The organism is Streptomyces sp. YPW6 (genome assembly GCF_018866325.1).
GTDB lineage: Bacteria > Actinomycetota > Actinomycetes > Streptomycetales > Streptomycetaceae > Streptomyces.
The window spans coordinates 2286487-2300999 of sequence record NZ_CP076457.1; the positions used below are offsets into that span (position 1 = coordinate 2286487).

Genomic DNA, 14513 nt, shown 5'->3' on the forward strand with positions numbered 1-14513 from the left:
GGGCCCGTGTCCAGGACAGCCAGCCCTCGCCGACGACGCCTCTTCCGCTCCGGGGTCGCCTTCGCCGTGCTCGCGGCGCTGGGCGGATATCTGGTCGTGCAGTACGACTCCTCCGGCTCGAACCCGCCGCGCTGTGTGGTGGAGGCGAAGGACGGGGACGAGGGTGAGACCCAGCGGTACGAGATGAGCCTGGCCCAGGCCGTGAACGCGGCGACGATCTCCGCGGTCGGCACCACGCGGGGCATGCCGGAGCGGGCGGTGACGATCGCGCTGGCGACCGCGCTCCAGGAGTCCACGCTCCGCAACATCGACTACGGGGACCGGGACTCGCTGGGGCTCTTCCAGCAGCGGCCCTCGCAGGGGTGGGGGACGCCCGCGCAGCTCATGGACCCGGTCTACGCCGCCGGTGAGTTCTACGACCACCTCGCCGAGGTCCCGGGCTACTCCCGGCTGCCGCTGACCGTGGCCGCGCAGCGCGTGCAGCGCAGCGGGTTCCCGCAGGCGTACGCGAAGCACGAGCCGGATGCCGCGCTCCTCGCGGCGGCGCTGACCGGGCGCAGGCCGGCCTCGCTGAACTGCACCCCGTCGACCGCCACGGCGAAGGGCCCGGGGGATGCCGGGCGGGTGCGGGCCGCTTTGGTGCGGGCCTTCGGCAAGGACGTGCTGCCCGCCGCGAAGACCGCGGGCAGCTCCGCCGCCTCGACCGTCTCGGTGCCCGTCCCGGCGGCCTCTTCGCGGACCGAGGACAAGGCCTCGCCGCGGCGCGGCTGGGAGCTGGCGCACTGGGCCGTGGCGCAGTCCGAGGCGCTGCGGATCGAGCGCGTGCGCTATGCCGGCCAGGTCTGGGACGCCGCTTCGGGCTGGCGGACGGAACGCGCGAAGGACGAGGAATCGGGCGCGACCGCGGTCAGGATCCAGGTCGTTCAGTAGTACGCCCCGTCACTCGTACGGGCCAAGGAGCCCGGTCGGCCACGCCCTTTCGGCGCGACTCCTCGCCTCCGTGCCCGTCTGCACCGATCCCCTTGCCCCACAAGGGAAGTGACGGTTCATCGGGTCCCGGCGGTATGGATTATTTGCCCGGGTTCTTCCGCTGCGGATAATCGGACGCATTACTCAGTCTTTACCTTGGTCCGCCGCAACCTCCCCCTCCCCCGCAGCGGTTGTCAGTGCGTCCGATCACCGGACAGACAGATTCGTGCACAACCCGCTGAAGGAGCATCATGTCCCTCCCCCTGACCCGTCGGATCGCTCGTGCCGCGCTGCTGATCGCCGCTGGCGCGACCCCCGTGGTCGGTGCGGCCGGCGCCGCGAGCGCCGCAGATCTCCCGGCGGCCCCGGAGCTGGGCGGCCTGACCGCACTGGACGGCGCGAACGTCGGCAACACCCTGGACAGCACCGCCCAGCAGGGCACCCAGGCCGCCGGGGAGACCGGCGGCCGGCTCGTCGGCACCGCGCTCCCGGCGGCGGGCGAGACCGCCGGCACGTCCGCCAAGGTCGCCGTGCCCGCCGCCCAGGAGACCGCCGGCCAGGCCGCGGGCAACGCGGGCGAGGCCGTCGGCGGGGTGACCGAGGCCGCCGGCGGCGGGCTGCCGACCGACGGTCTCGGCGGCGGGCTGCCCACCGACGGCCTGCCGCTGAACGGCCTGCCGATCGGCTGACCGGCTCACGCACACGCGGGAGGGCCTGAGGGGTGCGCACCCCTCAGGCCCTCCCGCGTGTGCCGCACGTGCCTGACGCAGGGGTCAGGACAGGCGCTTGACCGCCGCCGCCACCCGCTCGTCCGTGGCGGTGAACGCCACCCGGACGAAGCTCGCGCCGGCCGGACCGTAGAAGTCGCCGGGCGCGACCAGGATGCCCCGCTCCGCGAGGTACGCCACGGTGTCCCAGCACGGCTCGTCGCGGGTGGCCCACAGGTAGAGGCTGGCCTCGCTGTGCTCGATGCGGAAGCCGTGCGCCTCCAGGGCCGTCCGCAGAGCGAGGCGCCGGTCGGCGTACCGGGCGCGCTGTTCGGAGACGTGCACGTCGTCGCCGAGGGCGGCGACGGTGGCCGCCTGGACGGGGGCGGCCGTCATCATCCCGCCGTGCTTGCGGATCAGCAGCAGCTCACCGAGGACGGCCGCGTCGCCCGCGATGAACGCGGCCCGGTATCCGGCCAGGTTGGAGCGCTTGGAGAGGGAATGGACGGCCACGATGCCGTCGTAGTGGCCGCCGCAGACGTCCGGGTGGAGGACCGAGACCGGTTCGGCGTCCCAGCCCAGCTCCAGGTAGCACTCGTCGCTGAAGACGAGGACACCGTGCTCGCGCGCCCAGGCGACGATCCTGGTCAGCTCGTCCTTGGCCAGCACCTTGCCGGTGGGGTTGGACGGCGAGTTCAGCCAGAGCAGCTTCAGCCCCGCCGGGTCCAGCTCCGTGGGGTCGTCGTAGACGACGGGCTCCGCGCCGCAGAGCCGGGCGCCGACCTCGTACGTCGGGTAGGCGAGCCGGGGATAGGCCACCTTGTCGCCCGCGCCGAGCCCGAGCTGCGTCGGCAGCCAGGCCACCAGCTCCTTGGAGCCGACGACCGGCAGCACGTTGGCGTGGGTGACGCCGACCGCGCCGAGGCGGCGCTCCGCCCAGCCGGTGAGCGCGTCCCGCAGGGCCTCGGTGCCCCACACCGTCGGATAGCCGGGGCTGTCCGCGGCGGCGACCAGCGCCCGCTGGATCAGCTCGGGGACCGGGTCGACCGGGGTGCCGACCGACAGGTCCACGATGCCGTCCGGATGGGCCTGGGCCGTCGCCTTGAAGGGCGCGAGCTTGTCCCAGGGGAAGACGGGGAGGCGGGAGGAGACTGCGGACACGGGGCTCTGCTTTCTCGGGGCGTTCCCGGGCTGTTCGGGTACGGACGCTTCAGGTCGGGGACCGGCGCGCTACGGGCCGGGGACCGGCGGCGCCGGCCCCCGTGCGGGGACCGGGAAACGGCTCGGCCCCGCACGGGGACGAGCCGTACGGGACCGGGCTGCGCGCGGGGTGCCGCCGCTTACTGGTTCTGCGGCGGCAGTCCGGCGATGAACGCGTGGTCGCGCTCGATGAGCCCGAGCTTGGAAGCACCGCCGGGCGAGCCGAGGTCGTCGAAGAACTCGACGTTGGCCTTGTAGTAGTCCTTCCACTCCTCCGGGGTGTCGTCCTCGTAGAAGATGGCCTCGACCGGGCACACCGGCTCACAGGCTCCACAGTCGACGCACTCGTCCGGGTGGATGTACAAGGACCGCTGGCCCTCGTAGATGCAGTCGACGGGGCATTCTTCGATGCAGGCCTTGTCCTTCACGTCGACACAAGGCTGCGCGATGACGTAGGTCACGCTGTCGTTCCTCCTCGGTAGGGCGTTGGCTCTCGCGCGGGAGCGCGGCGTCGTCGATGCCCGCCCCTAGTATCTCCGTTCTCGGGCACGATCCGAACAGGAGGGGCGGACAGAGCTGTGGAATTCACCATCGGCGGACGGCTGGAAGTCCGCATCACACCCGCTGACGTGGGCAAACGCGTGTCCGTGCGACGGCGGACGGACGGCGGGGGCACGGGCGTGGAGTTCACCGACGTGGTCGGCGTGCTCACCTCATGGCAGAGCGGTGTGGTGTCGATCACACGAAAGAGCGGGGAATCCGTCCACATCGTGGAATCCTCCCTGGTCGCGGGCAAGGTCGTGCCCGCGGCGCCGGCCCGGCGCCGGGGTCCGGCGGCGTCCTTCGAGGAGCTGGCGGCCGTCACCGCGCGCGCCTGGCAGCCGGTGGAGAGCGAGGCGCTGGGCGACTGGCGGCTGCGCGCGGCCGGGGGTTTCACCCGGCGCGCCAACTCCGTCCTGCCGCTGGGCGATCCGGGTCTGCCGCTCGGCGAGGCGTTCGGGCGCGTCCGCCGCTGGTACGGGGAGCGGGACCTGCCCGCGTACATCCAGACGGCGACCGGGGCCGAGGGCGCGCAGGAGGTCCTGTGCGCGGAGCTGGAACGGCACGGCTGGCGGCGCGAGGTCTCCGCGGAGGTCCGGATCGCCGCGCTGGCGCCGGTCGGGGACCGGGAGGCGGAGGTGTCCGCGGTCCGTCTGAGCCGGGAGCCGGACGCGGCCTGGCTCGCCCGCTACCAGCGCTTCTCCACCCCAGGACCGCATGTGCTGCGGGTGCTGGGCAGCGGCCCCTCGGTCTGGTTCGCCTCGGTGCCGGGGAGCGGCGACGCGCCGGACGCGATCGGGCGGTGCGTCGTGGACGGCCGGTGGGCGGGGTTCATGGCGGTGGAGGTCGCCCCCGCGCAGCGACGGCGCGGACTGGCCACGACGGTGATGACCGCGCTGGCCCGCCGCGCGCTGGACGAGGGCGCCTCGGCGGCCTGGCTCCAGGTCGAGGAGGACAATGAGGGGGCACGGGCGCTGTACGACGGCATGGGCTTCACGGACCATCACCGCTACCACCACTACCGCTCGGCGTGAGGGGCCGCGGGCACGAGGGCCGGGACCGGGGCGGGCACAGGACGAGCAGGGGCGTGGGTCGGACATGAGCGGGCTGGATTCCGGGGCGGCCGAGCGGCGGCGGCAGTTCGCCGAGGAGGCCCGGTCCGAGCGGCCGGACCTCGCCTTCCTGTGCCTGCTGCTGGGCGCGGAGGCCGGACCGGTGGGCCCGGCCGAGGTCGTCCCGGTGACGCCGGGGGAGCCCGTCCCCGACCCGTACGGCATGGACGCCGCGCAGATCGAGCTGGACCGGCTGGCGGGGCTGCTGCCCCACGGCTCCCGCTCCCCCGCCGGCTGGGCCTCGGCCCTGGCCGAACTACTGGGGGAACGCTGCGGATTCGGCGGCTCGTCGGCCGACTACCAGCGGCTGGACTCCTCGCTCCTCCAGCAGGTGCTGCGGCGCCGCAGGGGCCTGCCGATCCTGCTGTCGGTCGTCTGGATCGAGGTCGCGAGGCGGGCGGGCGCACCGGTGTACGGGGTGGCGCTGCCCGGACACTTCGTGGTCGGCTTCGGCGACCGGGAGCACCCGGTGCTGGTTGATCCGTTCGCCGGGGGCGCGCCGCTGACCGGCCAGGACGCGGAGCTGCTGGTCACGGGGGCGACCGGGGCGGCGCTGGAGCCGTCGATGATGGCGCCCGCCCGCCCGCTGGAGATCGTCCTGCGGATCCTGAACAACATCCGGGCCTGGGCGGCGGCCCGGCCCGAGCGCACGGACGTGGCCCTGTGGGCGGTCGAGCTGTCGCTGCTCCTGCCGGCACATCCGGCCAGACTCCGCTACGAGCGCGCCCAGCTCCTCGTCCAGCGCGGTGAATTCCTGCGCGGGGCGGCGGAGATGGAGGAATATGCGGAGATCCTCGCCGGGATCGAACCGACGACGGCCGAGAACATCCGGCGCAAGGCTCACGCGGCGCGCGCCCTGCTGAACTGAATCCGGAGCTTCGAACAGGAATTCCCCGGATTGACGGGGCCGGGAACCCGTGGATCCGCGGAAATCAGCCTGACGTCACTCGTGCCAGCGCCCTGCCGTAGCGAGACGGATGGGTCCGTGAGCGATGTGCGCTCCCGGTTTACATCCGAACGCCCCCTTCCGCGCCCAACGGTGGCGATATTCGGCCCGTTCGTCGGCGTACACGAATGCCCATGCGCTCAACTGGAAACCCGTCACGGGGCGCGCACAGCCCATCGCATTCCGCGTTGGGCGGCCGGGAGAGAAGAGCTGAGGGCAGATTGATGACAACCGTGCTGCTGGTCCACACCGTGCCGTTGTGGCGCGCATCGCTGGCATCGCTCCTCGGCACGGGGCGGGGCATAGAGGTCCGCACCGCCGAGTGCGGCGCGATACGCGCAGCGGTGAACGGTCGCGGTCCCGATGTGCTGCTCACCGATCTCGACTGTCCGGGCGCGCGGGACGTGCTCGACGAGGTGAAGACGGTCACCGCACCGCATGGAGGAACGTATCCGCTCGCCGTGCTCACCCGCAGCGACCAGCCGCGCGGCCTGCGGCGGGCGTACGAGGCGGGAGCTCTCGGCTACATCGACAAGTACCGTCCCGTGGACGACCTGTCCGAGGTGATGCACAAGCTGGCGGACGGCGGACGGCATATCGACGAATCGCTGGCCTTCAGTCTCCTTCAGGTGGCCGACATGCCGTTATCTCCCAGGGAATTGAGTGTGCTCTCGATGGCCGAGGAGGGTGACAACGTGGCCGGGATCGCCGCACGACTGCACCTGACCCCGGGGACCGTCCGCAATTATCTGGCCGCCGCCATCCGGAAGTCCGGGGCGCGGAACCGGCTGGACGCGATCAGACGGGCGAAGGAGGCGGGGTGGCTGTGACGGCCTGTTCCCCGCCACGCGGCCGCTCTTCCTCCGGCGCTTTCGGTTCCGGTGTCGCATCCGCCTCATGCGGCTCGTCCTCCGGCTCCCAGAGACCGGACAGATCGCGGTAGAGGGCACTGGAGCGCAGGAGTTCGCCATGGGTGCCGCATCGGGTGCGCGGGCCGTCCATCACGAGGGTGCGGTCGGCGCGGCGGGCCGAGCTGAGCCGATGGGCGACGACGACCAGCGCACCGGGCAGGGCCGCGAACGCCAGCTCGGCGCGGGTCTCGGCGGCCGGGTCGAGCCGACTGGTGGCCTCGTCGAGGATCAGCAGCGGCGGGGCGGCGAGATAGGCCCGGCCGAGCGCGACGAGCTGCCGTTCGCCCTGGGAGAGCCGTTCCGGTTCGACGTCCGCGTCGAGGGAACCGAGCCGGGAGAGCAGCGCGTCCAGGCCGACCGCTTGCGCCATGGCCGCGATCTCCCGGTCGCCGACGTCGGGCCGGAGGTAGCGGAGGTTGTCCCGCAGCGAGCCGCTGAACACGTAGGCGTGCTGGGGCAGCAGGACCCGTACGGATGTGGCGTCGGCCGGCCGTGCCGGACGCCCCCGCCAGCGCACCGCTCCCCCGGTGGGCCGCTCGGTCCCGGCGAGGACGGCGGCCAGGGTCGACTTGCCGCTGCCGCTCGGTCCGACGACCGCGAGGTGCTCGCCCGCTCCGACCGTCAGGGAGAGCCGGTCCAGGACGGGGTGGGCGCGGGGCCCGTACGCGAAGGAGACCGCGTGGAGTTCGGCGACCGGGGTGGCGCGGGCGACGTTGTGTGGGGGCGGCGAGCCGTCGGCGGCGGGCGGGATCGGGGCGTCAACGGCCGGGCGCGGGGCGTCAGCGGGCGGAAGCGGCGCTTCGGCGGCCGGGGGCAGGGCTTCGGCGGCCGGGCGCGGGGCGTCGGCGGGCGGGGGCGGGGCGTCCGTGAACCGGTCCAGGACCACGACGAGGCGGCCGCCCGCCGTGCCCAGCATGGTCATCAGCGCCTGGACGGCGGGGGCCAGCGCCTGGGTGAGGTAGGTCAGGGCGCCGACGAGCCCTCCCGGTGTGAGCCCGTTCCGCAGCAGCCAGGGCGCCCCCAGAAGAAGCAGGAGCGGCGGAAACCGGCCGCAGACCGCGAGGGCCACCACGCGGACGGCCGACCAGCGGGCCAGCGAACGGGAGGCGGCGAGCTGGGTCTCGGCGAGGGCCCGGGACCGGTCCACCGTCGGCTCGGCGGTCCCGGCGGCGGCGATGTCGCGCACGGAGGCGGCGAGTTCGCCCGCGTGCGCGGCGTACGCCTCGTCGGCGGCGAGATAGGCGCGCTGGCGGGCGGCCATCGGCGGCAGGGTGCCGACGAACAGGGCGGCGCCCAGGACCAGCGGCGGCAGCACGATGAGGAGGAGGGCGGGCGAGAGGGCCAGCAGGCCGGTGACGGCTCCGGCGGCCGTGAACACGAACGACCGCAGGGTCAGGACGAGTCCGGCCCAGCCGTCCCGGGCGATCTCACTCTGATGGGTGACCTGGGAGAGGGACCGGGTACTGACGTCGCCGCCACGGCCGAGGGCGCCCGACAGCGCCCGTGCCACCGCACGCCGCACCAGCCCGTCCCGCAGCGGCTCCACCAGGTCGGCGAGCCGGCCGAACACCCCGCGGGCGGCGAGGACGGCGGGCAGCACGGCGACGGCGGCGACCGCCAGCCAGATCAGCCCGGTCGCCGGACGTCCGGCGAGGAAGCCGTCGTCGAGGGCGCGGGCGACCCCGTAGCCGCTGAGGAAGGTCTGCGCGAACTCCAGCAGGGACCACCCGGCCAGCCGCAGGATCGCCCCGGTACGCGCCCGCAGGAAGGGCCGCGCCTCGCGGGCGACCCGGCGCAGGGCGGAGTCGCGCGCGGGGCGCGGCTCTCGTGCGGTGTCGCGCGCGGGGCGCACGCGGCGCGCGGTGTCGCGCGAGGGGCGCGTCCGGTCGTGGCCGCGCTTCATCGTGTCTCCGCCGCGGTGAGGGAGCGCGCGGTGGCGTCCGTACCGGTGTCCGCTCCGTCGGCGGTGGCGCCCGTGCCGGTGTCCGCGCGGTCGGCGGTGGCGCCCGTGCCGCTGCCTCCGTCGGTGGTCGCTTCGTCCCTACCGCCGCTGTCCGTGTCGGTGGTCGCTTCGTCCGCACCGCCGCTGTCCGTGCCGAAGACCGCCCGGTAGCCCGGGTCCTCCCACAGCTCGTCGTGGCGGCCCGTCGCGCGGAGCCGGCCGTCCTCCAGCCAGGCGACCCGGTCCGCGCGCGCGGCCGAGGACAGCCGGTGCGCGACGATGATCCGGGTGCAGCGCCCGGCCCGCGCGTCGAGGGCGCGGCGCACGTGGTGCTCGGTCACGGTGTCGAGGCTGGACAGCGCGTCGTCGAGGATCAGCAGCCGCCCCGGATGGGCGAACGCACGGGCCAGGCCCAGGCGTTGGCGCTCGCCGCCGGAGAGCGGGGCGTCGGCGACCGGCGTGGCGTATCCGTACGGGAGCAGCCCGAGGAACCCGTCGGCGCGGGCGGCGCGGGCCGCTTCGCGGACGGCGTCGGGTGAGGCGTTCCACGGCCCGTGGGCGATCGTGTCCTCGACGGTGGTGCCGAGGAGGGCGGGGCGGGCGAAGGCGTACGCCACCTCGCGGCGGAGCCGGGCCGGGTCCATGGCGTCCAGCGGGACGCCGTCCAGCAGCACGCTGCCGGTGTCCGGGTCGAGCAGCCGCCCGGCGGCCGCGGCGAGCTGGGACTTGCCGGAGCCGGAGCGTCCGACGACGGCCAGGGATGTGCCGCCCGGGACGGTCAGGTGGACGCCGGCGAGCAGGGGCCGGCCGTCCTGTTCGACGCCGACGTCGCGGAGTTCGAGGCGCCCGGGGGCGTCGGGGACCGGGCCCAGGCCGCGGTGCGGCAGCGGGGCGAGGGTGAGGAGGGGGTCGAGGCTCCGGGCTGCGGCGCGGCTGCGGGCCAGGGAGCCGAGCGCGCCGGTGAGGGACCCGATGCCGACGGCGAGGCTCGCGTAGCGGGAGGCGGCGACGAGGTCGCCGACGCCGATCGCGCCCGTGCCGAGGCGGAGTCCGGCGACCGCGAGGACCAGCAGCATGAGCAGCGGCAGCAGGAGGCCGCTGCGGCCGACGGCCCGCCCGTACACGGTCCAGGTCCGGCGGCCGTGTTCGGCGAGCGCGGTCAGGGGTTCCAGGACGCGGCGGTGTTCGCGGGCGCCGGTACCGGCGGCCCGGATGGTGTCGGCTCCCTCCAGGGCCTCGGTGAGCCGGTGGGCGATGAGCGACTGGGCGCGCTGGTAGTCGGCCCCGGCGTCGGCTGTGCCCCGGGAGAAGGTGCGCAGCAGGACGACGAGGAGGGGGGCGCCCAGGAGGAGGGCGGCGGCCGTCCACACGTCGATGAGGAGGAGCCCGGCGACCGCGCCGAGCGGGAGGAGGACGCCCGCGACGGCTCCGGCGGCGGTGACGGGCGCGGAGGCGGCGTCGGCGGTGCGGGCGGTGAGCCGGGCGGTGAGGTCGCCGGTGGGCAGGGCGAGCGCCCGGCGGGGCTCGGCGGCCAGGACACGGGCGGCGGTGCGGGTGCGCAGGGACGCGGTGAGCCGGGCGGTGGTGGTCGTGCCGGTCACGGCGGCCGCCGCGTCGAACCCGGTCTCGGCGAGGGTCAGGGCGGCGCAGAGCAGCAGCCCGGACCAGGGCACGGGCCCGCCGGAGACGAGCCGGTCGACGGTGTGGCCCAGGGCGGCGGGCAGGGCGAGGGCGGCCAGCGCTCCGCCGGTGGAGCAGAGGAACAGCCAGGTGAGGGCGGCCGGGTGCTGCCGGGCGAGCCGTCGGGGCCCGGACGCCCTGCCGGGGCTCGGGTCCGGGTGCGGCAGCGGCACGTGGTCGCCTTTCGGGTCGGCGGGACGGCCCCCGCGGGCACGTGGCCGACCGGCCCGTCGGTGGTGCTCACCGACGGGCCGGCCGGGGTGGTTCACGGGGTGCAGAGGGTCACGCTGAGGGAGCTGTACTCACAGACCAGCAGCGAGACCTGGCTGCCCGTGGCGAGCTCGCCGAAGGAGTCCTCGGCCGGGGTGTCCATCGCCTGAAGGTCGAGAAGCGCCATGATATGTCCTTTCGGGGACGATTGGTGGTGCTTTGGGCGGTGGTGCTAGACCGATCCCGGGTGGGGCCGGTCCGACGACCCCTGGCGGGGCCGGTTCGTGGGGCCGCTCGCGCGGCCGGGGTGTGCCGCCGCCGGAGCGGCGGGCAGGAAGGGAAGTCCGGTGGGGCGGCCGGATGCGGCGCCCAGGGCGAGGAGGACCCCGGCGGTTCCGGTGGCCAGGTCCATCGACAGGCGCATCAATTGCTCGCCGGGGAAGGCGAGTCCGCCGCCGTGGGCCAGGGCGTGGCTGCCCAGCAGGTCGGTGTGGCGGTCGATCGCGCGCTGCCGGTCGGCCGGGTCGCACAGCGGGGTGGCCGCCAGGTGCAGCAGGAGTCCGGCGGAGCCCCTGAGCAGTCCGGGCTGGATGTAGAAGGCGGAGAGCGCGGCCGGGAGCAGGGCCCGGCCCGCCGCCTCCAGGTCCGGGTCGGGGCGGTGGGCGAGGTAGGCGTCGATGACGGCCGCGATACCGACGCTGCCCGAACCGGCGTACGGCATCAGCCGCTTGCCCTCGACGACCAGGAGCGCCCCGTCGTCCCCGGCCCGGCAGCGTTCCAGGTCGCGGCGGAGTGCGGCGGCGGCCAGGTCGAGCAGGGCGGTGTCCCCGGTGGTGGCGTAACGGCGGATCAGCAGCAGCGCGACGCCGCTCGCGCCGTGCAGCAGCCCGGTGCGGGGCGACGGCGGACCGTCGAGCGCGCGGGCGGCGAGGTCGGTGCAGCGGGCCGCGGCGGCGGACAGGGCCGGCGCGTCGGCGGCACAGGTGCGGGCCAGGTCGTCCAGGGCGAGGCCGATGCCGGCGTACCCGTTGTGCAGCCCGGGGGCGAGGCCCTCCAGGGGCTGGTCGAGGACGATCCGGAGGAGATCGGCTGCCTCGGCGGTGCGGCCGATCCGGTGCAGGGTCCAGGCGATGCCGGTGAGGCCGTCGTAGAAGCCGAGAGGGCTGCCGGACGCCGGGTCCTTGGCGTGGCGCAGGAGCCAGTCCTCGGCCGGGGCGCAGGGCGGGGCGCCGGTCTCGTGGAGGGCGTAGAGGACCCCGGCGGCGCCGTACGCGAAGGACTGGCCTCCGGTGGCGGTGGCGAACTGGGCGATGTCCCCGGGGAAGCAGCGGTCGTCGCGCTCCGGCGTGCAGGAGGCGGTGATGGCGCGGACCAGCGCGTCCCGGGCGCGCGGCCAGTCGCGGAGGTCGGTGGCGGACGCCGAAGCCCCGTCGGAATCACGGCCGGAGGCGGACGCCGATGCCCTGCCGGAATCACGGCCGGAGGCCGAAGCCGAGGCGGCCGCGGCCGAAACCGCACCGGACTGCGCTGCCGGAGCGGGCCCGGACGCGTCGCCCTCCCCCGCGTATCCCGCGTCCCGAGCGTTCCGCACGTCCCCCGGATCCCGCACGTCCTCCGCGTTCCCCGCGTCCTCCGCGTCCTCCGCGTCCTCCGCGTCCCGCAGGATCTCCTCGACCGCGGGTCGCAGCGCCTCCTCCGGGACCGGGAAGGCACGGGCGATGTCCCGTGCGAGCCCGGCGGCCTTCGTGCGGTCGATGCCGAACAACGTGGTCAGCGGCAGGTACAGGGCGAGCCGCAGACAGGCGAGCGCATAGCGGTCGATGTCGGTGCCGCGCCGGTCGGCCGGGGCGACGAAGGCCGGGTTGGCGACGATCTGGCGGCGGCGTTCGGCGGCCGGGGAGGCCGCCTCGAAGTCGAGCAAAACGATGTGTCCGGCCTCCTCGTCGACCATCACGTTGCTCATGTGCAGATCGCTGATGACGATGCCCCGCTCGTGCACCGCGTCGACCGCGCGCTCGACCTTCGCGTACAGCTCCTCCGCCCACGCGGCGTGTTCGGCGAGGAGCTCCGCGGACGGGTGCTGCCGGGCGAGCGGGAAGCGGCGGGCGAAGACGGTGTTGAGGGTGGTGCCGGGGATGTACTGGAGGACCAGGAAGTGGTGGTCGCCGACCTCGAACACGTCCCGGACGTCGGGGACGCAGTCCAGCCCTGCCAGTTGCTCCAGGGCGGTCCGCTCGCGCTCCAGCCGGGCCACGGCGTCCGCTCCGTCGGCGGCCAGACCAGCGTACGGGCGGGCCTCCTTCAGGACGACCTGCTCGCCGGTGCGGGTGTCGCGGCCGAGGTAGACCCCGCCGCCGTTGGAGAAGTGCAGCGCCTTCTCCACGGTGTACGGGAGGTCACCGAGGCCCACGGCGGCGCGGGCTTCGAGGTGCGGCATCAGAAAGCCGGGCGGGGTCACCCAGGAGGGGACCCGGAAGGCGGGGCTCCGGTCGTCCGGGACGAGCCGGCCCTGCGGGTCGGCGACGGCGGGCACGGGCCGCCCGTCGGGACCGGAGCAGAAGCGGGCGGCGAACGCGCCGTAGCGGGTGTGCACGGGCCCGTTCCCGCACCGCAGGTCGCTCAGGATGTACGGCCCGTGCTCGCCCTCCAGGAGCTGCATCAGGGCGGTGCACACCTCGGGGAACGCTTCCTCGGACGGCGGGTAGACCGTGATGAACTTCCCGCTGCCCGCCCGGTCCGCGTACTTGGCGTTCCGCAGGCCCAGCAGACCGGCGCTGGGTATGCACTTGAAGGCGAGCCCGTGCTCCAGGCAGTGGGCGGTGACCCGGTCGAGCACGGAGGCCGCGTTGTCGAGCGCGGCGGAGACGTGGATCTTCCAGCCCTGCGGCGGCAGGCGCAGCCCGTCGGGGTGGTAGGAGAGCCAGTCACCGCGCCGGGAGCGGGTCCACCCCTCGGGAGCGGAGCCACGGACGGCCGCGTAGAACGAGCTGTCCTCACCGGCGGCCGGGCCCGGTCCGAGGGAACGGTGGGGTGCGTCGTAGAAGCGGCGGTCCGCCTGGCAGTACGCGGCGTACTCCGGATTCACGCACAGCCCCCTCACTCGGTCCCTCCGCGTCGGTCGCGGCGAGAGAGAAGTTGTCACAACGACCGGCGGCGCCCATAGTCACCGTTGTCACGACTCGTACATGCGCACCCACCATGCGGAGCGCACCCCGTACTGATGCGTATCCGCGCGCCGCCCCGCCAGGCAAGGCCGCGGCCCGGGGGCGCGCGGGGGCGTGCACCGGGCGCTCCCGCCTCTCCTCAGCCCGCGCCGCGCACCAGGACGTCGCCCGCCTCCGTACGGAAATAGAGCACGGACCGGCCCGCCCGGCGACGGCGGACCAGTCCGGCGTCCAGCAGGATGCGCAGATGGCGGCCGACCGAGCCCAGCCCCTGGCCGGTCAGCGCGACGAGCTGCGTCGTGCTGAGCGGGTTGGCCAGCAGCGACAGGACGGCCGCCCTCGCCGGGCCGATCAGCGCCCCCAGAGCGGCGGGTACGGGCAGGCGTGGGGCCTCGGCGAGCGTGCCGGAGCACGGGTACACCAGCCCGTACCGGTGCGGGATGTCCCAGCAGACCCAGCACTGGTCCGGGGTGACGGGGATGAACAGCAGCTGGGCGCGGTCCAGTTCGCGGGGCGGGTTGTCATGGGGGTTGATCTGCAGGCGGCTGTCGCCGAGCCAGCGGACGCCGGGCCGCATCCCGTTCAGGGCCTCGGCCCAGCCGGACCTCCCCAACCGGGCGGTACGGGCGATGACATCGGCCTCCAGGACCCGTTGCCGTCGCTGCCAGTCGGGTCGCACGGTGTGCGTCCAGACCCACGCGAGGGTGTCGGCGGCGCGTTCGGCGAGGTCGTCCCGGTCCAGCGCGGCGGGCAGCGGCCCGCCCAGCGCCTCGGCCAGATCGGCGCGCGCCCGGCCCGGTGGGGTGGCCCGGACCCGCGCCAGTTCCTCGTCGAAGGAGGACGGGGCCTGGCCCGGTGGGGCGGGGACCGGTGCGGGGGTGAGGAAGTCGGCGGTCCAGCGGGGCGCGAGGGCGGAGCGGATCACCAGCGCGGAGACCGGATCGGCGGCCGCGCGTTGCCGGTAGGCGGGCAGATGGGTCTTCAGCCAGGCGCGCTCCCCCGGGTGTGCGGCGGTGGCCCGCTCCAGGAGCAGCAGGCAGGCGACGGTCTCCGCGAGCGGCGAGACGACGAACCGGCTGCTCGCCAGCGTGTCCGCACTGACCTGCCACCAGCCCACACCCACCACCGCCCC

General features: G+C 74.9%; 12 protein-coding genes. 5 read left to right on the plus strand and 7 right to left on the minus strand.

The genetic code is table 11. The features are described 5' to 3' along the window. Positions 1 to 66: 66 nt before the first annotated feature. Both KME66_RS09900 and KME66_RS09905 read left to right on the plus strand, forming a co-directional pair. Complete coding sequence (locus tag KME66_RS09900) at positions 67 to 930, plus strand: hypothetical protein (RefSeq protein ID WP_216329188.1); 864 nt, start codon at positions 67 to 69, stop codon at positions 928 to 930. A 290-nt stretch (positions 931 to 1220) separates the two neighbouring features. Beyond that, entirely contained in the window at positions 1221 to 1658 is a 438-nt protein-coding gene (locus KME66_RS09905) for an ATP-binding protein (RefSeq protein ID WP_216321071.1), read from the plus strand. A gap of 84 nt (positions 1659 to 1742) precedes the next feature. Here KME66_RS09905 and dapC read toward each other — a convergent pair whose 3' ends face one another. Both dapC and fdxA read right to left on the minus strand, forming a co-directional pair. Beyond that, a complete protein-coding gene (gene dapC / locus KME66_RS09910; RefSeq protein ID WP_216321074.1) occupies positions 1743 to 2837 on the minus strand; it encodes a succinyldiaminopimelate transaminase in 1095 nt (364 codons plus the stop codon). Between the two features lie 179 nt (positions 2838 to 3016). Continuing rightward, positions 3017 to 3337: a ferredoxin gene (gene fdxA, locus KME66_RS09915; RefSeq protein ID WP_007446848.1), complete on the minus strand. Its 321-nt coding sequence runs from the start codon at positions 3335 to 3337 to the stop codon at positions 3017 to 3019. A gap of 117 nt (positions 3338 to 3454) precedes the next feature. Between fdxA and KME66_RS09920 the strand changes: the two genes are divergently transcribed. The 3 genes from KME66_RS09920 (at position 3455) to KME66_RS09930 (ending at position 6304) form a co-directional block, all read left to right on the plus strand. Beyond that, positions 3455 to 4450, plus strand: a complete 996-nt coding sequence (locus tag KME66_RS09920) for a GNAT family N-acetyltransferase (protein WP_216321077.1) — start codon at positions 3455 to 3457, stop codon at positions 4448 to 4450. A 64-nt stretch (positions 4451 to 4514) separates the two neighbouring features. After that, positions 4515 to 5396, plus strand: coding sequence for a transglutaminase-like domain-containing protein (locus KME66_RS09925; protein ID WP_216321080.1), 882 nt, complete (start codon positions 4515 to 4517; stop codon positions 5394 to 5396). Between the two features lie 302 nt (positions 5397 to 5698). Beyond that, complete coding sequence (locus tag KME66_RS09930; protein WP_073215014.1) at positions 5699 to 6304, plus strand: response regulator transcription factor; 606 nt, start codon at positions 5699 to 5701, stop codon at positions 6302 to 6304. Here the strand turns inward: KME66_RS09930 and KME66_RS09935 are convergent. From KME66_RS09935 to KME66_RS09955, 5 genes are all read right to left on the minus strand, one after another. Next, positions 6273 to 8288 carry an ABC transporter ATP-binding protein gene (locus KME66_RS09935; protein ID WP_253208276.1) on the minus strand — a complete coding sequence of 672 codons (2016 nt, stop codon included), beginning with the start codon at positions 8286 to 8288 and terminating at the stop codon, positions 6273 to 6275. The genes KME66_RS09930 and KME66_RS09935 overlap by 32 nt on opposite strands. Beyond that, on the minus strand, positions 8285 to 10180 hold the full coding sequence (locus KME66_RS09940; RefSeq protein WP_253208277.1) for an ABC transporter ATP-binding protein: 1896 nt from the start codon (positions 10178 to 10180) through the stop codon (positions 8285 to 8287). The genes KME66_RS09935 and KME66_RS09940 overlap by 4 nt, the downstream gene beginning before the upstream one ends. Positions 10181 to 10272: 92 nt before the next feature. After that, the gene (locus tag KME66_RS09945) at positions 10273 to 10404 is read right to left on the minus strand and encodes a SapB/AmfS family lanthipeptide (RefSeq protein ID WP_073215017.1); all 132 of its coding nucleotides are present in this window, start codon (positions 10402 to 10404) and stop codon (positions 10273 to 10275) included. 45 nt (positions 10405 to 10449) lie between these two features. After that, a complete protein-coding gene (gene lanKC, locus KME66_RS09950; protein WP_216321083.1) occupies positions 10450 to 13302 on the minus strand; it encodes a class III lanthionine synthetase LanKC in 2853 nt (950 codons plus the stop codon). A 218-nt stretch (positions 13303 to 13520) separates the two neighbouring features. Next, entirely contained in the window at positions 13521 to 14498 is a 978-nt protein-coding gene (locus KME66_RS09955; protein ID WP_216329192.1) for a helix-turn-helix transcriptional regulator, read from the minus strand. Between the last annotated feature and the right edge of the window lie 15 nt (positions 14499 to 14513).

Coding starts and splice junctions, on each gene's coding strand:
- KME66_RS09935 (WP_253208276.1), bottom strand. CDS start 8,288: ATGAAGCGCGGCCACGACCGGACGCGCCCCTCGCGCGACACCGCGCGC.
- KME66_RS09905 (WP_216321071.1), top strand. CDS start 1,221: ATGTCCCTCCCCCTGACCCGTCGGATCGCTCGTGCCGCGCTGCTGATC.
- KME66_RS09925 (WP_216321080.1), top strand. CDS start 4,515: ATGAGCGGGCTGGATTCCGGGGCGGCCGAGCGGCGGCGGCAGTTCGCC.
- KME66_RS09945 (WP_073215017.1), bottom strand. CDS start 10,404: ATGGCGCTTCTCGACCTTCAGGCGATGGACACCCCGGCCGAGGACTCC.
- KME66_RS09930 (WP_073215014.1), top strand. CDS start 5,699: ATGACAACCGTGCTGCTGGTCCACACCGTGCCGTTGTGGCGCGCATCG.